The sequence below is a fragment of the Acinetobacter sp. UBA6571 genome, assembly GCF_002434085.1.
Taxonomy (GTDB): domain Bacteria; phylum Pseudomonadota; class Gammaproteobacteria; order Pseudomonadales; family Moraxellaceae; genus Acinetobacter; species Acinetobacter radioresistens.
In genome coordinates this window covers 1-15,814 of sequence record NZ_DJJJ01000011.1, presented here as the reverse complement: position 1 = coordinate 15,814, position 15,814 = coordinate 1, and the positions used below count along the sequence as shown (strand labels likewise).

At 45.0% G+C, this 15,814-nt stretch carries 14 protein-coding genes; 1 reads left to right on the top strand and 13 read right to left on the bottom strand.

The genetic code is table 11. The features are described from left to right. Nucleotides 1-13: 13 nt before the first annotated feature. The 13 genes from B3X18_RS01760 to B3X18_RS01700 all read right to left on the bottom strand — a co-directional run bounded on the left by B3X18_RS01760 (nucleotide 14) and on the right by B3X18_RS01700 (nucleotide 14,578). Nucleotides 14-433, bottom strand: a complete 420-nt coding sequence (locus B3X18_RS01760; RefSeq protein WP_005016970.1) for a Na+/H+ antiporter subunit G — start codon at nucleotides 431-433, stop codon at nucleotides 14-16. A gap of 9 nt (nucleotides 434-442) precedes the next feature. Then, on the bottom strand, nucleotides 443-715 hold the full coding sequence (locus B3X18_RS01755) for a monovalent cation/H+ antiporter subunit F (protein ID WP_005016968.1): 273 nt from the start codon (nucleotides 713-715) through the stop codon (nucleotides 443-445). Then, nucleotides 712-1,251 (bottom strand): Na+/H+ antiporter subunit E, encoded by a 540-nt coding sequence (locus B3X18_RS01750; protein ID WP_005023086.1) that lies wholly within the window; start codon nucleotides 1,249-1,251, stop codon nucleotides 712-714. Before B3X18_RS01750 ends, B3X18_RS01755 begins: the two co-directional genes overlap by 4 nt. A gap of 3 nt (nucleotides 1,252-1,254) precedes the next feature. Then, on the bottom strand, nucleotides 1,255-3,063 hold the full coding sequence (locus B3X18_RS01745; RefSeq protein WP_005023088.1) for a monovalent cation/H+ antiporter subunit D: 1,809 nt from the start codon (nucleotides 3,061-3,063) through the stop codon (nucleotides 1,255-1,257). Next, nucleotides 3,063-3,431: a Na+/H+ antiporter subunit C gene (locus B3X18_RS01740; protein WP_005016960.1), complete on the bottom strand. Its 369-nt coding sequence runs from the start codon at nucleotides 3,429-3,431 to the stop codon at nucleotides 3,063-3,065. Before B3X18_RS01740 ends, B3X18_RS01745 begins: the two co-directional genes overlap by 1 nt. Nucleotides 3,432-3,437: 6 nt before the next feature. Continuing rightward, nucleotides 3,438-6,275: a monovalent cation/H+ antiporter subunit A gene (locus B3X18_RS01735; protein WP_005023090.1), complete on the bottom strand. Its 2,838-nt coding sequence runs from the start codon at nucleotides 6,273-6,275 to the stop codon at nucleotides 3,438-3,440. Nucleotides 6,276-6,607: 332 nt separating this feature from the next. Beyond that, nucleotides 6,608-7,960 carry an ATP-binding protein gene (locus B3X18_RS01730; protein ID WP_005023092.1) on the bottom strand — a complete coding sequence of 451 codons (1,353 nt, stop codon included), beginning with the start codon at nucleotides 7,958-7,960 and terminating at the stop codon, nucleotides 6,608-6,610. A gap of 16 nt (nucleotides 7,961-7,976) precedes the next feature. After that, nucleotides 7,977-9,479: a UvrD-helicase domain-containing protein gene (locus B3X18_RS01725; RefSeq protein WP_005023095.1), complete on the bottom strand. Its 1,503-nt coding sequence runs from the start codon at nucleotides 9,477-9,479 to the stop codon at nucleotides 7,977-7,979. Nucleotides 9,480-9,487: 8 nt separating this feature from the next. After that, nucleotides 9,488-10,270: a bifunctional phosphoribosyl-AMP cyclohydrolase/phosphoribosyl-ATP diphosphatase HisIE gene (gene hisIE, locus B3X18_RS01720; protein ID WP_005023099.1), complete on the bottom strand. Its 783-nt coding sequence runs from the start codon at nucleotides 10,268-10,270 to the stop codon at nucleotides 9,488-9,490. Between the two features lie 182 nt (nucleotides 10,271-10,452). Continuing rightward, complete coding sequence (locus tag B3X18_RS01715; protein WP_005023100.1) at nucleotides 10,453-12,072, bottom strand: ABC1 kinase family protein; 1,620 nt, start codon at nucleotides 12,070-12,072, stop codon at nucleotides 10,453-10,455. A 12-nt stretch (nucleotides 12,073-12,084) separates the two neighbouring features. Beyond that, nucleotides 12,085-12,759 carry a ubiquinone biosynthesis accessory factor UbiJ gene (locus B3X18_RS01710; protein ID WP_005023103.1) on the bottom strand — a complete coding sequence of 225 codons (675 nt, stop codon included), beginning with the start codon at nucleotides 12,757-12,759 and terminating at the stop codon, nucleotides 12,085-12,087. Between the two features lie 13 nt (nucleotides 12,760-12,772). Next, complete coding sequence (ubiE, locus tag B3X18_RS01705; protein ID WP_005023106.1) at nucleotides 12,773-13,717, bottom strand: bifunctional demethylmenaquinone methyltransferase/2-methoxy-6-polyprenyl-1,4-benzoquinol methylase UbiE; 945 nt, start codon at nucleotides 13,715-13,717, stop codon at nucleotides 12,773-12,775. A gap of 153 nt (nucleotides 13,718-13,870) precedes the next feature. After that, nucleotides 13,871-14,578, bottom strand: a complete 708-nt coding sequence (locus B3X18_RS01700) for an FFLEELY motif protein (protein WP_005023108.1) — start codon at nucleotides 14,576-14,578, stop codon at nucleotides 13,871-13,873. Between the two features lie 212 nt (nucleotides 14,579-14,790). Between B3X18_RS01700 and B3X18_RS01695 the strand changes: the two genes are divergently transcribed. Beyond that, nucleotides 14,791-15,814: phosphate--AMP phosphotransferase (locus B3X18_RS01695; RefSeq protein WP_286935082.1), on the top strand; the 1,024-nt coding region annotated here is incomplete at its 3' end.

Here is a 15,814-nt window from a genome sequence, read left to right as displayed (position 1 = left end):
TGAAATAGAATCATCAAGAATCTGGGGTGTTTTTTCTTCCTCTTCGACTCTCTCTAATCCGCTTGGTTACCCGGCGTCGATAACCTTCCCAAGGCAAAGGCCGGTCCAGTGCTTCCGGTACATCACCACTTCTAGAGCGTAAACGCAGATGGAGCGCAGCCTGTGCCATCAAATTAGCGGAAACAGGTGCTGTGATAAAAGCCAGCAAGGTGATTAAAATCTCAGCAAAACCAAAGCGGCCATGGAATGCCGAGAAGATGATACTGGCAATCAAGAAGCTACCTAAGCCCAAAGTACTGGACTTGGTCGGGGCATGCAGACGCATAAATAAATCGGGTAAACGCACCATGCCAATGCCCCCAACCACCATAAAAAATGAGCCAACCACCAGGAAAAAAGAAACCAGTATTTCCATAATGAACTGTTCTTGCATTTCGTTCTCCTAGTCGATTACATGGCCACTGGTAAAGTAACGGGCAAGCGCAACAGTAGAAACAAAACCCAGCATGGCCACCAGCAGTGCTCCTTCGAACAGTGAAGTGCTCATCCAGTAAATTCCGAGTACAACTACCAGACAGGTGGCATTCAGGAAAAATGTGTCCAGTGCAAGTAGCCGATCAACTATGGATGGGCCTGTAACCAGACGGTAGAGACACATTAACATCGAGACCATAATCGCGATCAGGCAGATTCCTAGTGCATAAGGTAAGATCATTCGATTTCTCCTTGAGCTGGCTCGACATTAAAGATGATCAGTAAAGGAGCTTCATAGCGTTGCTTGATAGTTTCAATTTCTTCCTCCTCACTTTCGGCACTTAAGGCATGGACTAGAATATCACCACGTTCCTGATCTATGCCCGCACTGACTGTTCCAGGCGTGGTAGTAATAATCATCGCCAGCAAGCTGTTAACCTGTTCGTGATCACTCTCTAGCGGTACCCTAAACCATTTTGGCTTAAGGTTGCGAGAGGGGCCAAGTACTAAAATGGCTACCTTGATATTGGCGGTAACAATGTCCCACAACACTACAAAAAACAGTTTTAAGGCCATACCCCAGTGAATATCCGGTGTACGAATAATAAAGGGCTGAACCAGTTTCGGTACAACAATGCCCAGTAAAACTGCCATGGCCAGGTTGGCGGCATCGTTGCTATGTGCCAGCATGAGCCAGCTTAAACCTACCAGTATTGAAACAAAGGGATGTGGAAAACACCACTCTAAAACAGGTATTTTATGCATGGATTTCTTCATTAATTAAGGCTCCATGGGTTTAAGCTGTGCATCTTCCGGAACAGCAGGTTCCAGACTATGCTGTTGCTGAATTTGTCGCCATTTATATTCCGAGATGTGTCCACCTTCTAGTGTATTTTCACTGATCATAAATGGAATCAGATTGGCATTTCGGTCTTTATTCTCGCCGCCATATTTTGTTTCTGGTACATAACTGGCATCGTAAGGTTTAACACTGATGACCTGATTAAGCGGACCACGTTTTAAAATCGTATCTGCATAAGCCTGATCATTTTGAATCTGCAGTGCCGTATTATGGTTATAGCGCTGGATCGGTGCAGCAAAAACCACATAAAGGATCAGAAGCAGAAGTAACAGGTACAAGGTTTTATCATTACGTACCGGCGCTGTTTCAGGTAAAACCTTATACGCTTCGAAAGCAATTTCACGTGGGTCCATTTCTGGTGTAGTGGCTCGCCAGAACAGGATGAAGCCGACCCGGACAAAAGCAATAATACTGAGCAGGCTGACAATCAGCAGGCTTGCAATAATAATTCCCTGCTGCGGATGATTAGCGGTTGCCTGTAAAATAAATAGCTTGCCAAAAAAGCCGCTAAATGGCGGTAAGCCAGCCATCATCATACCAATGATCAGGTAAACCAGAGCAATGGTCTTGTCCTGTTTCATTTTTGGTGACACATCCAGATGATCTTTAAACTCGCCACGTTGCGAAGTTATCCAGCCACACAGCAGATAAAAAGCAGCACCAATCAGAGTACTGTGCACCAGGTAATAAAGAGCCGCAGACCAGGCTTCGGTATTAAACATCGAAATGGCAATCAGCAGAGTACCAATTGAAGATACAATCATGAAGCCTACGAAGCGTCGTAAGCGTTCAGCACCGATTGCTCCGATAGTGCCATAAATAGCAGTAATAATAGCAAGTGGTAGAAGCCAGCTTTTAAGTGCAGTCTGGGCAAAATAATCATCAAAAATAGTGCCATTTACCCTCAGGATGGCATAAATACCTACCTTGGTCATGATGGTAAATAATGCGGCAACGGGTGTAGTGGCTACAGCATAGGTTTTAGGCAGCCAGAATCCGACCGGAAGTAACGCCGCCTTAATCGCAAATACGGCAAACAGAAGCAGGCTACCCGCAACTGCCAGTTGATGCTGATCTGGTGGTAATGAAGGTACAATTCGCGCTACATCAGCCATATTCAGACTGCCTACACTGCCATAAATAATTCCAAGTCCAATCAGGAACAGGGCAGAAGCCAACAGGTTAATCGTGACATAATGTACCCCAAGCTGAAAACGTGCTTTCCCCTGACCATGTAGCAGCAGTACATAAGAGGCCATGAGCAGTATTTCAAAGAATACAAACAGGTTAAATAAGTCACCCGTTAGAAATGCGCCGCACAGCCCCATCAGCAAGAAGTGAACCATGGCATGAAAATAACGTCCACGGGTATCCCAGTCCTTGCTGGCATACCAGAGCAGAGGCACCGCCAGGGTATAGGTAAGCACTAGCATCATGGCAGATAACTGGTCAAGAACCAGAATAATGCCAAAGGGCGCGGCCCATTCACTTAAATTATAAACAGTAATGCTGCCTTGGCTGGCCTGTATAAAATAGCTGATGGCTGTAGCAAACCCGGCAAGTGCAGAAAAGTAACTGATACCGCGTCGCCAGGGCTGACGCCAGTCTTGCGCTAACTCTCCTGAGCCCGGATTTCCCAACAATAATAAGAGAACTGCTGTAAATAACGGAATCAGAATACTAAAAATTGGCGTATGAGCATGCCAGAAACTTAAGAAATCAGACATTATGGCTCATCCCCGCGCGCATCAAGATTGGGTGACGGGTCATCCTTAGCATCGACATGGTCAGTTCCTGATTCATAGCGACTACGCAAAGCTAGCTGTACAATAAAAGCAGTTGTCGCGAAACCGATCACAATAGCTGTCAATACCAGTGCCTGAGGCAATGGATCTGTGACTCTTACAGTCTGTGACAGAATTGCCGGGGCATTAAGCTGAATACGGCCAGTTGCAAACAAAAACATGTTAACGGCATAACCAATAACTGCCAGGCCTAAAACCACGGGAAAGGTACGCGCTCTTAATAACAGATAGACCCCTGTAGCAACCAGTAGACCAATCGCAGAGGCAAGTAAGAATTCTAAACTGATCATGGATAATTACTCCCTTGGCATCGGTCCTGACATGCTGGAATGTCTGGAGTCGCCTAATACAGAAATCATCAGCATGGTAGCGCCGACAACAGTTACATATACACCTACATCAAATGCCGCAGCAGAAGCTAAGTGCAGTTCACCTAGAACGGGTGGAGAAATATAAATGTGAGCACTGGTAAGAAATGGCCGTGCCCAGAACCAGGCAGCAATACCAGTCAGACCTGCAATTAATAGGCCCACACCAATCCAGACTTCGTAGAGGCGCCCGGAACGGACTTTAAGCATCTGTTCAGTCTGGTCCTGACCCAAGGCTATGTATTGAATAATTAAGGCCATTGCAGTAATCAGCCCGGCAATAAAACCACCTCCTGGATAATTATGACCGCGTAAGAAGATATACAGACTTACCACCAGGGCAAGAGGCAATACCCAAGACGCCGTAGAGCGCAACATCAACGGTGAAGGATTAAACCGGAAGGTCAGGCCTTGAGTCATGGTGGTGCCATGTGCCCGCATACCATCCATCAGACAGAGCACACCAATTGCCGCAATACCCAGAACGGTAATTTCACCAAAGGTATCGAAGCCACGGAAATCAACCAGGATGACATTCACTACGTTTGATCCGCCTCCAAGCGGCAGCGACTGCTGGAGGAAAAACCATGAAATAGATTCATGGTCACGGGTTAATAATAACCAGGTAATCCAGCCAATACCCAAGCCCGCTACAATGGCAATCACAGCATCACGCCAGCGCCGTGTCCGGCTTGATTCGTATGGTGTAAGCTGAGGCAGTAAACCCAGCCCCATCAGTAAAAGTACGGTGGTCACTACATCGACTGTAATCTGGGTTAATGCCAAATCAGGTGCCGAAAGTCCCACAAACACCATGGTGACGACTAAGCCAATAGCACCGCTGATAAGGACTGCCTTGATACGCTCATGATGAAACCACAGCATCATCCAGCAGGATGAGAACAGTAATAGCCATAAAACGATAGCAATAGCAGGTGCATGAGTAAGTTCGCGTGCTCCAGTAGTCAAGCCCTGATTAAATAAAGGGGTCATCACCAGTGCGATACTGAATAAGATGATCCAGAGCAGATAATTTTGTAATGACCCAGACTCAGTCTTGCGTTTAAGTCGACGTGAGTTGATTAATAGGTATTTTAGAAAAAGATCAAACAGTACCCGGCCTTGTAATTTTCCAAGTTTCGGGTCCAGATCAATTGAGCGGATACGACCATTTTTAGCCAGGCCAAAGTATAGCCCTGCACCGGCGGCCAGAGCGATGATACTCATAACCAGTGGCAAGTTGAACCCATGCCAGATGGCCAAATGAGCACCTTCAAATCCTGGTTGCATTAAACTGGCACGTGTAACTGAGTTAATAATATCTTCAACCAGTAAGGCTGGAGCTATACCTACTAAAATACATAAGATTGCCAGCAGTAACGCAGGTGCCCGCATTCCAAATGGCGGTTCATGTGGTGAGCGGTTTGGTACCGCTTTACTTATTGGTCCATCGAAGAACACACCATGAACCAGCCGGACAGAGTAAGCAACTGCAAATATTCCGGCTAAGGTCGCCATGATGCCAAAAATTATTACAACTGGGCCTGAGAGATTAGCCAGTAGCTCTGTAAAGAACATTTCCTTAGACAGAAAACCATTGGTCAAGGGGACACCAGCCATTGCTGCAGCGGTAATCATGGTTAAGGTGCCGGTAAATGGCAGGAATTGCCAGAGACCACTTAATTTTCGTAAATCACGAGTGCCTGATTCATGATCAATAATTCCAGCAATCATGAACAATGCAGCTTTGAACGTTGCATGGTTAATAATATGGAAAATAGCAGCAGCAACAGCCAGCGGTGAGCCGATGCCTAACAGGCAAACAATCAGTCCCAAATGGCTAATGGTAGAGTAGGCCAATAGACCTTTTAGATCTTCTTTAAAAATGGCAAAAAAAGCTGCCATGGTTAATGTAAACAGGCCAATAAAAGTAACAATATTATGATAAAGCGCAGCCCCCACAAAAATGGGTGCCAGTCTGGCCAGTAGAAAGATACCAGCTTTCACCATAGTGGCCGAATGTAAATAGGCCGAAACTGGGGTAGGTGCTGCCATGGCATTAGGTAGCCAAAAATGAAAGGGAAACTGGGCACTTTTCGTAAATGCACCGAGTAGAACCAGTAATAAGACTGGTACAAAAAGAGAATGGTTCTGTATCTGCTCCCGCATAGTTAAAATCTGGTCAATTTCATAAGTGCCAGTAATATGTCCAAGCAGAACAAAACCACCGAGCATTGCCAGTCCACCCATACCGGTAATCGTCAGTGCAATACGTGAACCACGCTGGGCGGCTTCATAGTTGCTCCAGTAACCGACCAGCAGGAATGATGAAATACTGGTCAGTTCCCAGAAGGTCACCAGAAGAATTAGGTTATTAGATAAAGAGATGCCCAGCATGGCTGCCATGAACAGCATGAGTAGACTGTAGAGCTTGCTGAGGGAGTTTTTAGGACTAAGATAGTAATAGGCATAAATATAAATTAAGGTGCCGATACCGGTAATCAGCAAGGCAAACATCAGCCCTAGTGCGTCAAGACGCAAGCTCAGATTCAGTCCCAATTCGGGTAGCCAAGGCCAGCTTTCTGAAAAAACCTGACCATTTAAAATACTTTTTGCGTGAGTCAGTAATAAGCTAAAACTGGTTAAACTGACTCCAATCGCCCCTAAAGCTGTTACCCCGCGCGAGAATCTCTTCAGCCACGAGACAAGGGTGGTGCCAAGTATTAAAGGGAGCAGTATAATAATCGATAGCACACTCGTATCCATGTCATGATTAGGTCGAGACCTAAAGGTGAACCTTATCTTTCAAGGGTTTATAGGAGATCAATGAGATATCCAAAGCTTTAAATCTTGAAAGCCGAAACTTGTATGTAAATCAGAAAAGGACAAGTTGTATTGCGCAACTTGTAAAATGCTATAGCAAAACGATCAATAATCTTACTATAAAAAATTACGTAAAATTTGATTTTATTACACGAAAATAACAACATCAAAGACTTATGTGTTACGCCTGTTTATTATACGCGACTCATTCGTGATCCCAAGATTTTTTTCATATTGCTAAGGCAATTGCCTGTTTAATAGTTTCATTACCAGGTTTATTTAAAATCAGCATCAGATATAGGAAGTGAATAGGAACCGTTTTTTATCAAACGTAAAAGCTCTTCGTATTCTGTAGCTGAAAGTTGCTTAATCAGCTCAACAATCTGGGGCAAAGCCGAGCACGCTGCCTCATTTGTATTTGCTGAATCAGGTAATGTTTCTTGTCCCTCTAAGTCCTGATAGAGAGTAGTGAAGCCAGTCCAGGTGGTACTTTCTGGCTTTTTATATAATTGCCTGTTGTCTAAACGCAGCGCGTATAAGGGATTGGTCTCCAGCAGCTCACTCTGGCTGGCAGTAGCAATAATTTGTAGCCTTGGAAAAGCCTGCTTCAAACCTTCAAGTATGTAGTGCGAGCTTTGCAAATCTAAATGTGCATCTATATTGTCAATCAGCAAAATACCTTCTCCTTCAAGACATGGATATAGACTTAGCGGGTTTAATAAACAAAGGCGGCGTACTATATCTCCGACTAGGGCAACCCAAGTTTTTAAAGTGCTGGAGAGCTGCTGGAACATCAACGTTTTTCCTGCATAGACGACCATCAGCTGTAATTTGGGCTGATACTCCAGATAAATCTCGGTTAATTCTGGTAAGACTGTCTGAAGGCTATGTTTTAAAGCACTGAGACAAGGGGCATAGAGCTGTGTCTGAAGCTGGGAGAGTCCATGCTGGAACTCTATAGTGGATGCATGATGTTGCTTGAGCAGCTCATGAAAAAGCTGGGTAGTCCGGGCATTTTCAACATCACTGACTTCACGTAACCATTCGAAAAAGCGTATAAAAGTGGTGAAGGGTACTGATACCAGATCGTATGCTGAAGCCGCTTGAAAAATGGTCGGAATATTTTTGCTCAGCAAATTGGTTTCATTGGTAAAGCGCTCTGCCGGGTAATAGGCAATTAGCGGTAAACCCAGCATTGGATCCTGTCTGATCGCCTGCTGGTACAGCATAACCATCTGTTCAAGCTGCACAGTTTCAACTTTGCTGATACCTGTGCCTTGAGTATTAAGAGTTTTATACAATTGCCATGAACACAGAGACGAGCTTGTGGCTTGAACATTACTACTTTCAGCTAGGTTACCAATTTCGGCAGGTATACTCACCTGTATATCGACTTTGGCCTGCAGCCGGTTATGCATGATATCTTGGTCCTGAATAACTACGCCTGCAGTTCTGAGATCTTTTAAACGTGCAGGAAACCAGGTCAGTGCCTGATAGATATTTTTAAGGATTGATGTTTTGCCAGAAGCCTGATCACCAATGATCAATGTCAGTGGCTGCTCATCAAGTTCCAGCTGTAGGTCAGTAAAATGGCTGATATGTTTTAAACGGACAGACTTGAGCTTCATATGCCCCCGGCATAAGTTAACCCACGGAGCGGCGCAAACTTTGAGGAGCCTTGAGCTTGAGCTGCTGGATCAGGTCATAGATATGATGAATATTTAAGCTCACTTTAGCACGTGTACATGCGACGTATAGTAATCTTAGCTCTTCATCACTGATTTTATGTTCCAGTCCATTTATTTTAAACTGGTAATCATCTTCAATATGGACACGGTTCCACTCCAGTCCTTTTGCCTTATGTGCAGTTGAAATTACATAATCGGCCTGCTCAATCGGGGTAATTTTGGCTAGTGCCCTCTTGAGTGGATCCGTACCATGATCATCCACCAGTTTGACCAGCGGTTTAATATCACTTCCTTCATTAGTTTCGCAATATTCGTGAACATCATGCCAAGAATTAAACCAAGCCAGTTCAGGCACATCGGTAACTCGCTTGCCCTGTTTAAGCAGGCTGGCTGCATCGACAAAACGATTCAGTTTAAGATGGTCAGCCTGTAAACTGACTTTATCTCCATGTACTAAACCGGCCAATAGCAGCTCCATCGCCCGGGCATTGGTCCGGCATAAGATAGCATCCCGCATTTTAATATGAGGCTTGTTAACTACGCTCGACTTTAGCTCAGGGTTTCCAAGAAGGGGCACAGTTTCATCTAATGCACCCAGCAGATAGTTCGCTACCTGTGCGATCTCGTTTCCAAAACGGAATGAGGTGGTAAGACGGGATTCTGGCAAGGGAAGCTGCTGCATGGCGTTAATAGCCCCGCGCCAGGCATAAATTTGCTGATGGGCATCTCCCACATAAATAACCTGGGTACTTTTCTGTTTAAGTAAAATTCCAAGCATCAGCGGATCAGCATCCTGAGCTTCATCAAAGAGGACATAGTCAGCTGGAATATACGGCTCAGACAAGGCCCAAAGCTTCAGGTAAATATCATGCCCGATACCTGCTTGATGATTGGGATCAATTGATTCTAACCAGCGCCGTTCTACCGCAGGATACAGATGTTGCTGTAGAGTAATAATATCATCTGCATGTAACCAGCTTGGAGCCTGAATATGTCGTGGTGCCGGATATTGCGAACTGGTTGAACAGAAAAAGCTGACTGCATTGGCAACCAGACTCGCCAGACGGCTGGGCATGAGTACATACTTCTCATAGCGTCCGCCCATTAAACGACGTAATGTAATAGGCTGTAGCCGGTATTCTTTAGCAATAAAACTGGGACTCAAACGTGGTAGACGCAGTTTATCCGTCACACCACGCGGTACGCTACGAAAAGCCAGCGAGTGAAAAGTACGGCAGTCGACATTACGGTGAAATTTTTGCTGTGCTTCAGCGGCAATTGCCTTGTTAAAAGCCAGATACATGCCACGCCTTTGTGGCATGGCATCGCTGATCATCTGTAAGGTTGTGGTTTTACCTGTTCCTGCATAGGCAATCACTTTAAAGGATTGGCCAAGACGGGCATTGTCTATGGCGACAGCCTGCTCATAAGTGGCTTGAGGTTTTTCTTGAATAGACACAAAACGCCTTAATGTTGGCGGCTGGCTTTTTCAACCAGTCCGGATAAACCCTGGCGACGTGCCAGTTCATTGAGTACCAGTTGCGGCTCCAGATCAAAATAACCGAGCATTAAAATAGTATGGAACCAGAGATCTGCTGTCTCATAGACCAGATCATTGCGATTGTCCTGGTTGTTTAATGCAGCGAAATCTTTTGCTGCAAGCAGGGTTTCTACACTTTCTTCACCAACTTTTTCCAGAATTTTATTTAAACCTTTATGGTAGAGTTTGGCGACATAAGATGAGTCAGGATCAGCTGCTTTACGCTCACGCATCATCCCACCCAGATAAGATAAAATCTCTACCTGTTCGGATTTAGCATTTGATGCAGACATCACTGCTGTATGTGTATTCTGTGTTTTCTTATTATAAATCTGCTCTGGATCTTTGAGCTGGGTATCTACAATTTCCCAGCCATTGGCTGTAAGTTTTCGATAGAAACAGGATTCACGTCCAGTATGGCAGGCAATTCCCCCATGCTGTTCAATCTGCAAAACAATCACATCAGCATCGCAGTCCAGACGGATTTCATATACAGTCTGAAAATATCCAGACTCTTCACCTTTATGCCAGAGTTTCTGACGTGAACGTGAGTAGTACACAGCCTGCATTTTTTCAGCAGTAAGTGCCAGAGCTTCGCGATTCATCCATGCCACCATCAAAATACGGCCAGTCTGATGATGCTGTGCAATAGCAGGTACTAAACCTTGATCGTTAAATTTTACTTCATCGAGCCACTGCAAATTATTCATGAATACATCACCGCAATAAAAGATGGAACCGGTGAAAAGACCGGCAGGAATTTTTATGAGGCTATAGTGTACGGCAAAGCACGGAAGATAAGAACGTTATCCAAGAAAAAAACGACAGGATTAGACGCCATGAATATTTGATCCTATGGCGTCAGTCAAGAAAAACTAAAACTGATTTAAAATTATTTTACTACCCGCCATAAAGCTAAGAAGCTAGCAAACGCAATAAGCAAAACCGACAAATACCATGGCGCAATGATGGCTATACTGAGAAAAATAGCTATGAGGCTGCCGAAAATCCAGCTACGTCGCTGCTGGTGTTTCATTTGCAGACGCATACCCTGTAACTCACGCAGTTGCTTTTCATGCCAGGATGACTGGTTTTTTAGTCCATTAAGACTGTCAATCAATAAGCTTGGTAAATCTTGTGCACCCAGTAGCAGGTCTGGAATTTGTTGACCTATTTCCTTAATATTCTTAACGGGATGCATATTTGCCTTGATCCAGTCGGTCAGGATGGGTTTGGCCAGTTTCCAGATATCCAGCTGTGGATACAGGTCAGTACCCAAACCCTCCACGTGAACTAATGTTTTAAGCAAAAGCATCAGTTGTGGTGGAATTTCCAGATGAAACCTGCGGGCAATGTCCATCACCTGAATAAGAATACCAGCAAAGTCCAGTTGATCCATTGGCTTGGAAACCATTGGCCCGACAGTACGGCGCATTTCACGAGCCAACGCATCCTGGTCCGTACCTGGAGGGATCCAGCCCGCCTGATGCACAATCTGGATCAGCTGCATAAAATTACTGTTCATCACGGCCAGCAGCATTCGTGCGACAGTCATCTGGTCATGTTTGGAGAGTTCACCCATAATCGCGCAGTCCAGTGCGATAAAGCGTGGATTCTGCGGGTTGATAGTTTCCACAAAGACATTGCCCGGATGCATGTCAGCATGGAAAAAGTTGTCACGGAATACCTGGGTAAAGAAAATGGTTAATCCCTTTTCAGCCAGATCGGCCCGGTCCATCCCCATACGGTCAAAGGTGGCCGTATCTGAGATTGGAACTCCCGTAATACGCTCTGCAACCATTACATCCGGACTGTCCATATAGACTTCCGGCACATACATCATGCTAGAGCCAGTAAAATAATGACGCATACGACGCGTATTATCAGCTTCCAGAGTAAGGTCGAGTTCGTTCAGGATAATCTGGCGATAATCCTGGATGATTTCAGATAAATGCAGGGCACGTGCTGCTTCAATCCGGCTTTCCAGCCAATGGCCCAGCCAGGCCAAAATTTCAAAATCCTGTAAAATCTGCACTCGGATATCGGGCCGGGTTACTTTAACGACCACTTCACGGCCATCATGCAAGGCAGCTGTATGTACCTGGGCAATTGAAGCAGCAGCCAGCGGCTGCTCGTCAAAACGCGCAAACAGGGTATATATATCAGCTCTCAGGGATTGCTGGATTCTTGATTTAGCCACCTCAACTGGAAAAGGCTTGACTCTGTCCTGCAACAGCACCAGCTGTGCCAGAATCTCGGGTGGTATCAGGTCGCGACGGGTAGAAAGCAGTTGTCCCAGCTTGATTGCTAATGGCCCCATGTCTTCTAGGGCTTCTTTTAGCTTGAGCGGGTTTTTACGTTCTTTACTCGACCATGCAGCCGGATGCAGGCGGATTAAATTTAGTATAGGACGGGCTTTGACAGGTATTTCTTCCGCGGGAACCAGGGTGTCGAGTCTGTAATGGGCTGCGATACGCCAGAGTTCGAGTAAACGTGTAACGTGCGGAATCATAGAGAGTGTTACCTAGTCTTGTTTTTGGACTGATTGAGACAAAAGCTGAGCTTGAAGCTGCTGAAGACGTGCTTCTAGACGGTCAATATTCTGGTTAAGTTGCCGGGTAGAGTGATGTAGCTCATCCATTTCCCAGCGGCCTGCAAATAGCCCGCTATCTTCTTTGAGTGCATCTTCGGCAAAAAAGAAGTGGCTTTGCATTGAACGCTTTAAAATTTTAGGTGCAAGCTGGAGTTTGCCGAGCTCATGTGCCAAGGCCGGACCTATCCATGGGGAAAGATGTGCTGCCAGATCAGGCTCGGCCTGCTGAATAATACGCTGTAACTCCTGTAGCAAGCGATAATCACCTTGTACCGGAATATTACCGATCTCTTCTGCCAGAAAAAGTTTAGCCAGTTCAACTATATTTTCAACCTTTAAGGTTGCTGTCGCTTCACTAAAAGCATGTTCTGGATCAAAAGGACGCTGTTCAAAAACAGAAGACTGCTCCGGATGCCCGGTAATAGTTGGTTCCAGCCGCACCTCATCTTCATCGAAGCAGATATCTACAGACAGCTGCGGTGAAGCAATTACAACCCTTAGCATTTTGCCTTGTAGCTGGTTAAGCTGAATACGTGTCAGTGAATCCAGCTCAATCCAGTGATGAATGACACGCTCGATAGCACCCAGTGCTAAAATCGACCACATACCGTTCTACCTTTTAAAGTTTAAATCCACGGTGTACCGCAACAATACCACCCGTCAGGTTGTGGTAATCACAGTTTTGGAATCCGGCATTTTCCATCATTGTTTTAAGTGTACGCTGGTCCGGGTGCATACGAATGGATTCAGCAAGATATTTATAGCTTTCAGAATCATTTGCAACCAGTTTGCCCATAAGCGGCAGGGCAGTGAATGAATATAGGTCGTAGAGTTTTGAAAAAGGCTCAAATACCGGTTTAGAAAATTCCAGAACCAGCAGGCGGCCGCCCGGTTTAAGTACACGGTACATGGCTTGTAGCGCTGCATCTTTATCTGTCACATTACGCAGGCCAAAACTGATAGTCAGCAGGTCAAAACTGTTATCTGCAAATGGTTCCAGTGTTTCAGCATTAGCGAGTACAAAATCGACATTAGTACAACCCGCATCTAGCAGACGGTCACGTCCAACATTGAGCATGGATTCATTGATATCAGACAGAACAACATGACCGGTAGGGCCAACTTCACGGCTAAAAACTTTAGCCAGATCACCTGTGCCGCCTGCAATATCTAGTACATGCTGGCCGCGACGCACACCTGACATGTTAATTGCAAAACGCTTCCACAAGCGATGAATGCCGAAAGACATCAAGTCATTCATGACATCATATTTGCTGGCGACCGAATGAAATACTTCTGCAACCTTTTGTGCCTTGTCTTCAGCACGTACACTTTTATAGCCAAAGTGAGTCACTTCACCTACGTTGCCGGTGTTGGCACCACGTGGCAGGTTATATTTAGGTACCTGGGTATTGGTTGAAGTATCAGTCAGCTGTTGTTGTAGGGATTGCTGCTGGCCTTGAGGTGCACCTTGCGGTAAAGGCTCGGTTAAGAACGGACTGACTTTCTCTGTATTGGATACCGACTCAGTGGCTGGGCTGGATGTAGGGTTTTCATTAGACATACGAGTCACTCCTGAACACAGAAATAATAAATCTTGCAGTAGATTGCATGATGACAGATTCTTGCCATTTTTACAGCGTTCATCTTGTAATTGCTCGGAATAATATACAGAAAACATCTGTTGAGTTATCTTTTATCCGGTTTCTAGCACAGATTATATTTTAAACGGATCTGCCTTGCCTGAATGAACATTGTCGATGATTTGCCGTTCTTTCTCGGTGAAACTATGAATGAAAGCAGCAGCTGATTTCATGGGTTTCATAGCCATAAACCCCTCCCCAATAAAATCGTACATCAGCTGGAACTGGTATTTTTGCGCTACGCCTTTACACATTTTGAATGCAGTATGCATAACAAAAGAACGCATGTATTTATCAAGATTTAGCCCCAGTTCATCAAGTAAATCAAGTTGATGGTAACGCGCATCTGACTGATTTAATTTGATTAATGTCAGACGCATCATTTCATCATTAATAGGCTCCTCAGCCGGGTAGTCTTCAAGAAGCTGTGCAGCCACCTGTTCATCAAGCTGCATTGCCAATACTGCCAGACTGACGGATTTCAATCCGGTTCTGATGGCATTTTCAGGCAATAGCTTCTCTGCTTTATGTGCATACTTGAGTAAGCGTTCAATCTGTTTAGCCAGATCATCAAATTCTGGTCCGCCATATAGACGATTTAGAAAATATGTAGCCATCAGCTGGTTTTGTGGCTGACTAAAAAGTCCCTGATGCGTAGATTGGATTCGGGCTTTAAGCCAGGCTTGAGCCTCGTATAAACGTTTTTTTAAAGCAGGATCCTGATGATAGCTTAAGTCATTATATTGTTTTAAAAGCTGGTCAAGGGCGTCGAGTTTAGACATGAGATAACACAACCCAGTTTAAATATAAAAAAAGAAAAGCATAGCCAGAGTTTAAATCAGGTGCTATGACAACATTATTCTGGACTTATTAAAAAATAGTCAGTCAATCTATAAAAGATGCGCTAAATAAAGTGAAACAAATAATACATTAAGTTTCAGGGCGCTAGTGTAAATCACAGTATATTGAACAAAACAGAAATGATGAGGCACGCATGGCCGGACAAGAAAAAAGATCTTTTAAACTGATGAATGAAGATGAGTTATCACTTGCCCTGATCGATGCCCAGTATGCCCTGCGGGAAAGCCGGGGAACACCGCAGGCTAAAAGTCTGGTCATTTTGGTAAGTGGCATTGAGCTGGCTGGCAAGGGCGAGGCAGTCAAGCAGCTTCGTGAATGGGTGGATCCACGTTATCTGCAGGTCAAGGCTGATCCTCCACATCTATTGACCCCCAAGCTGGCTTTCTGGCAGCCATATAGTCGTTTCATACCTGCAGAAGGGCAGATTGTGGTGATGTTCGGGAACTGGTACAGCGACCTGCTGGCAACAGCTATGCATGTTTCTGAACCGCTTGACCAAGGCATGTATGACAGTTATATCGAAAATATGCGTGCCTTTGAGCAGGACCTCCAGAATAATCATGTCGAGGTTGTTAAAGTCTGGTTTGATCTGCCCTGGAAAAATCTGCAAAAGCGTCTGGACAATATCGATGCTTCAGAATTGCACTGGCACCGCCTGCATGGGCTGGACTGGCGCAATAAAAAACAGTATGAAACTCTGCAAAAGTTACGTCAGCGTTTTACTGATGACTGGCTGATCATTGATGGAGAGGATGAAAAAATCCGTGACCAGCAGTTTGCGCAATCTATATTAGAAGCCATGCAACGCCTGCCAGTCCATCAGGACAATGGAGCAGCTAACTGGAAACAGGCAGCTGTTCCGCAACTATTGCTGGAGCCCCAAAATGAAGAACTGGCAGAAAATGAGTATAAGAGTCGTTTAAAGGAATTAAGTCGTCAGGTTGCAACGGCACTACGTCATGATGAACGTCAGGTGGTAATCGTTTTTGAAGGCATGGATGCAGCTGGTAAAGGGGGAGCCATTAAACGGATTGTTAAAAAGCTGGATCCACGTGAATATACAATTTATAGCATTGCTGCCCCGGAAAAATACGAGCTGCGCCGTCCCTACTTATGGCGCTTTTGGAACAAGCTGGATGAACATGAAGATATCATGA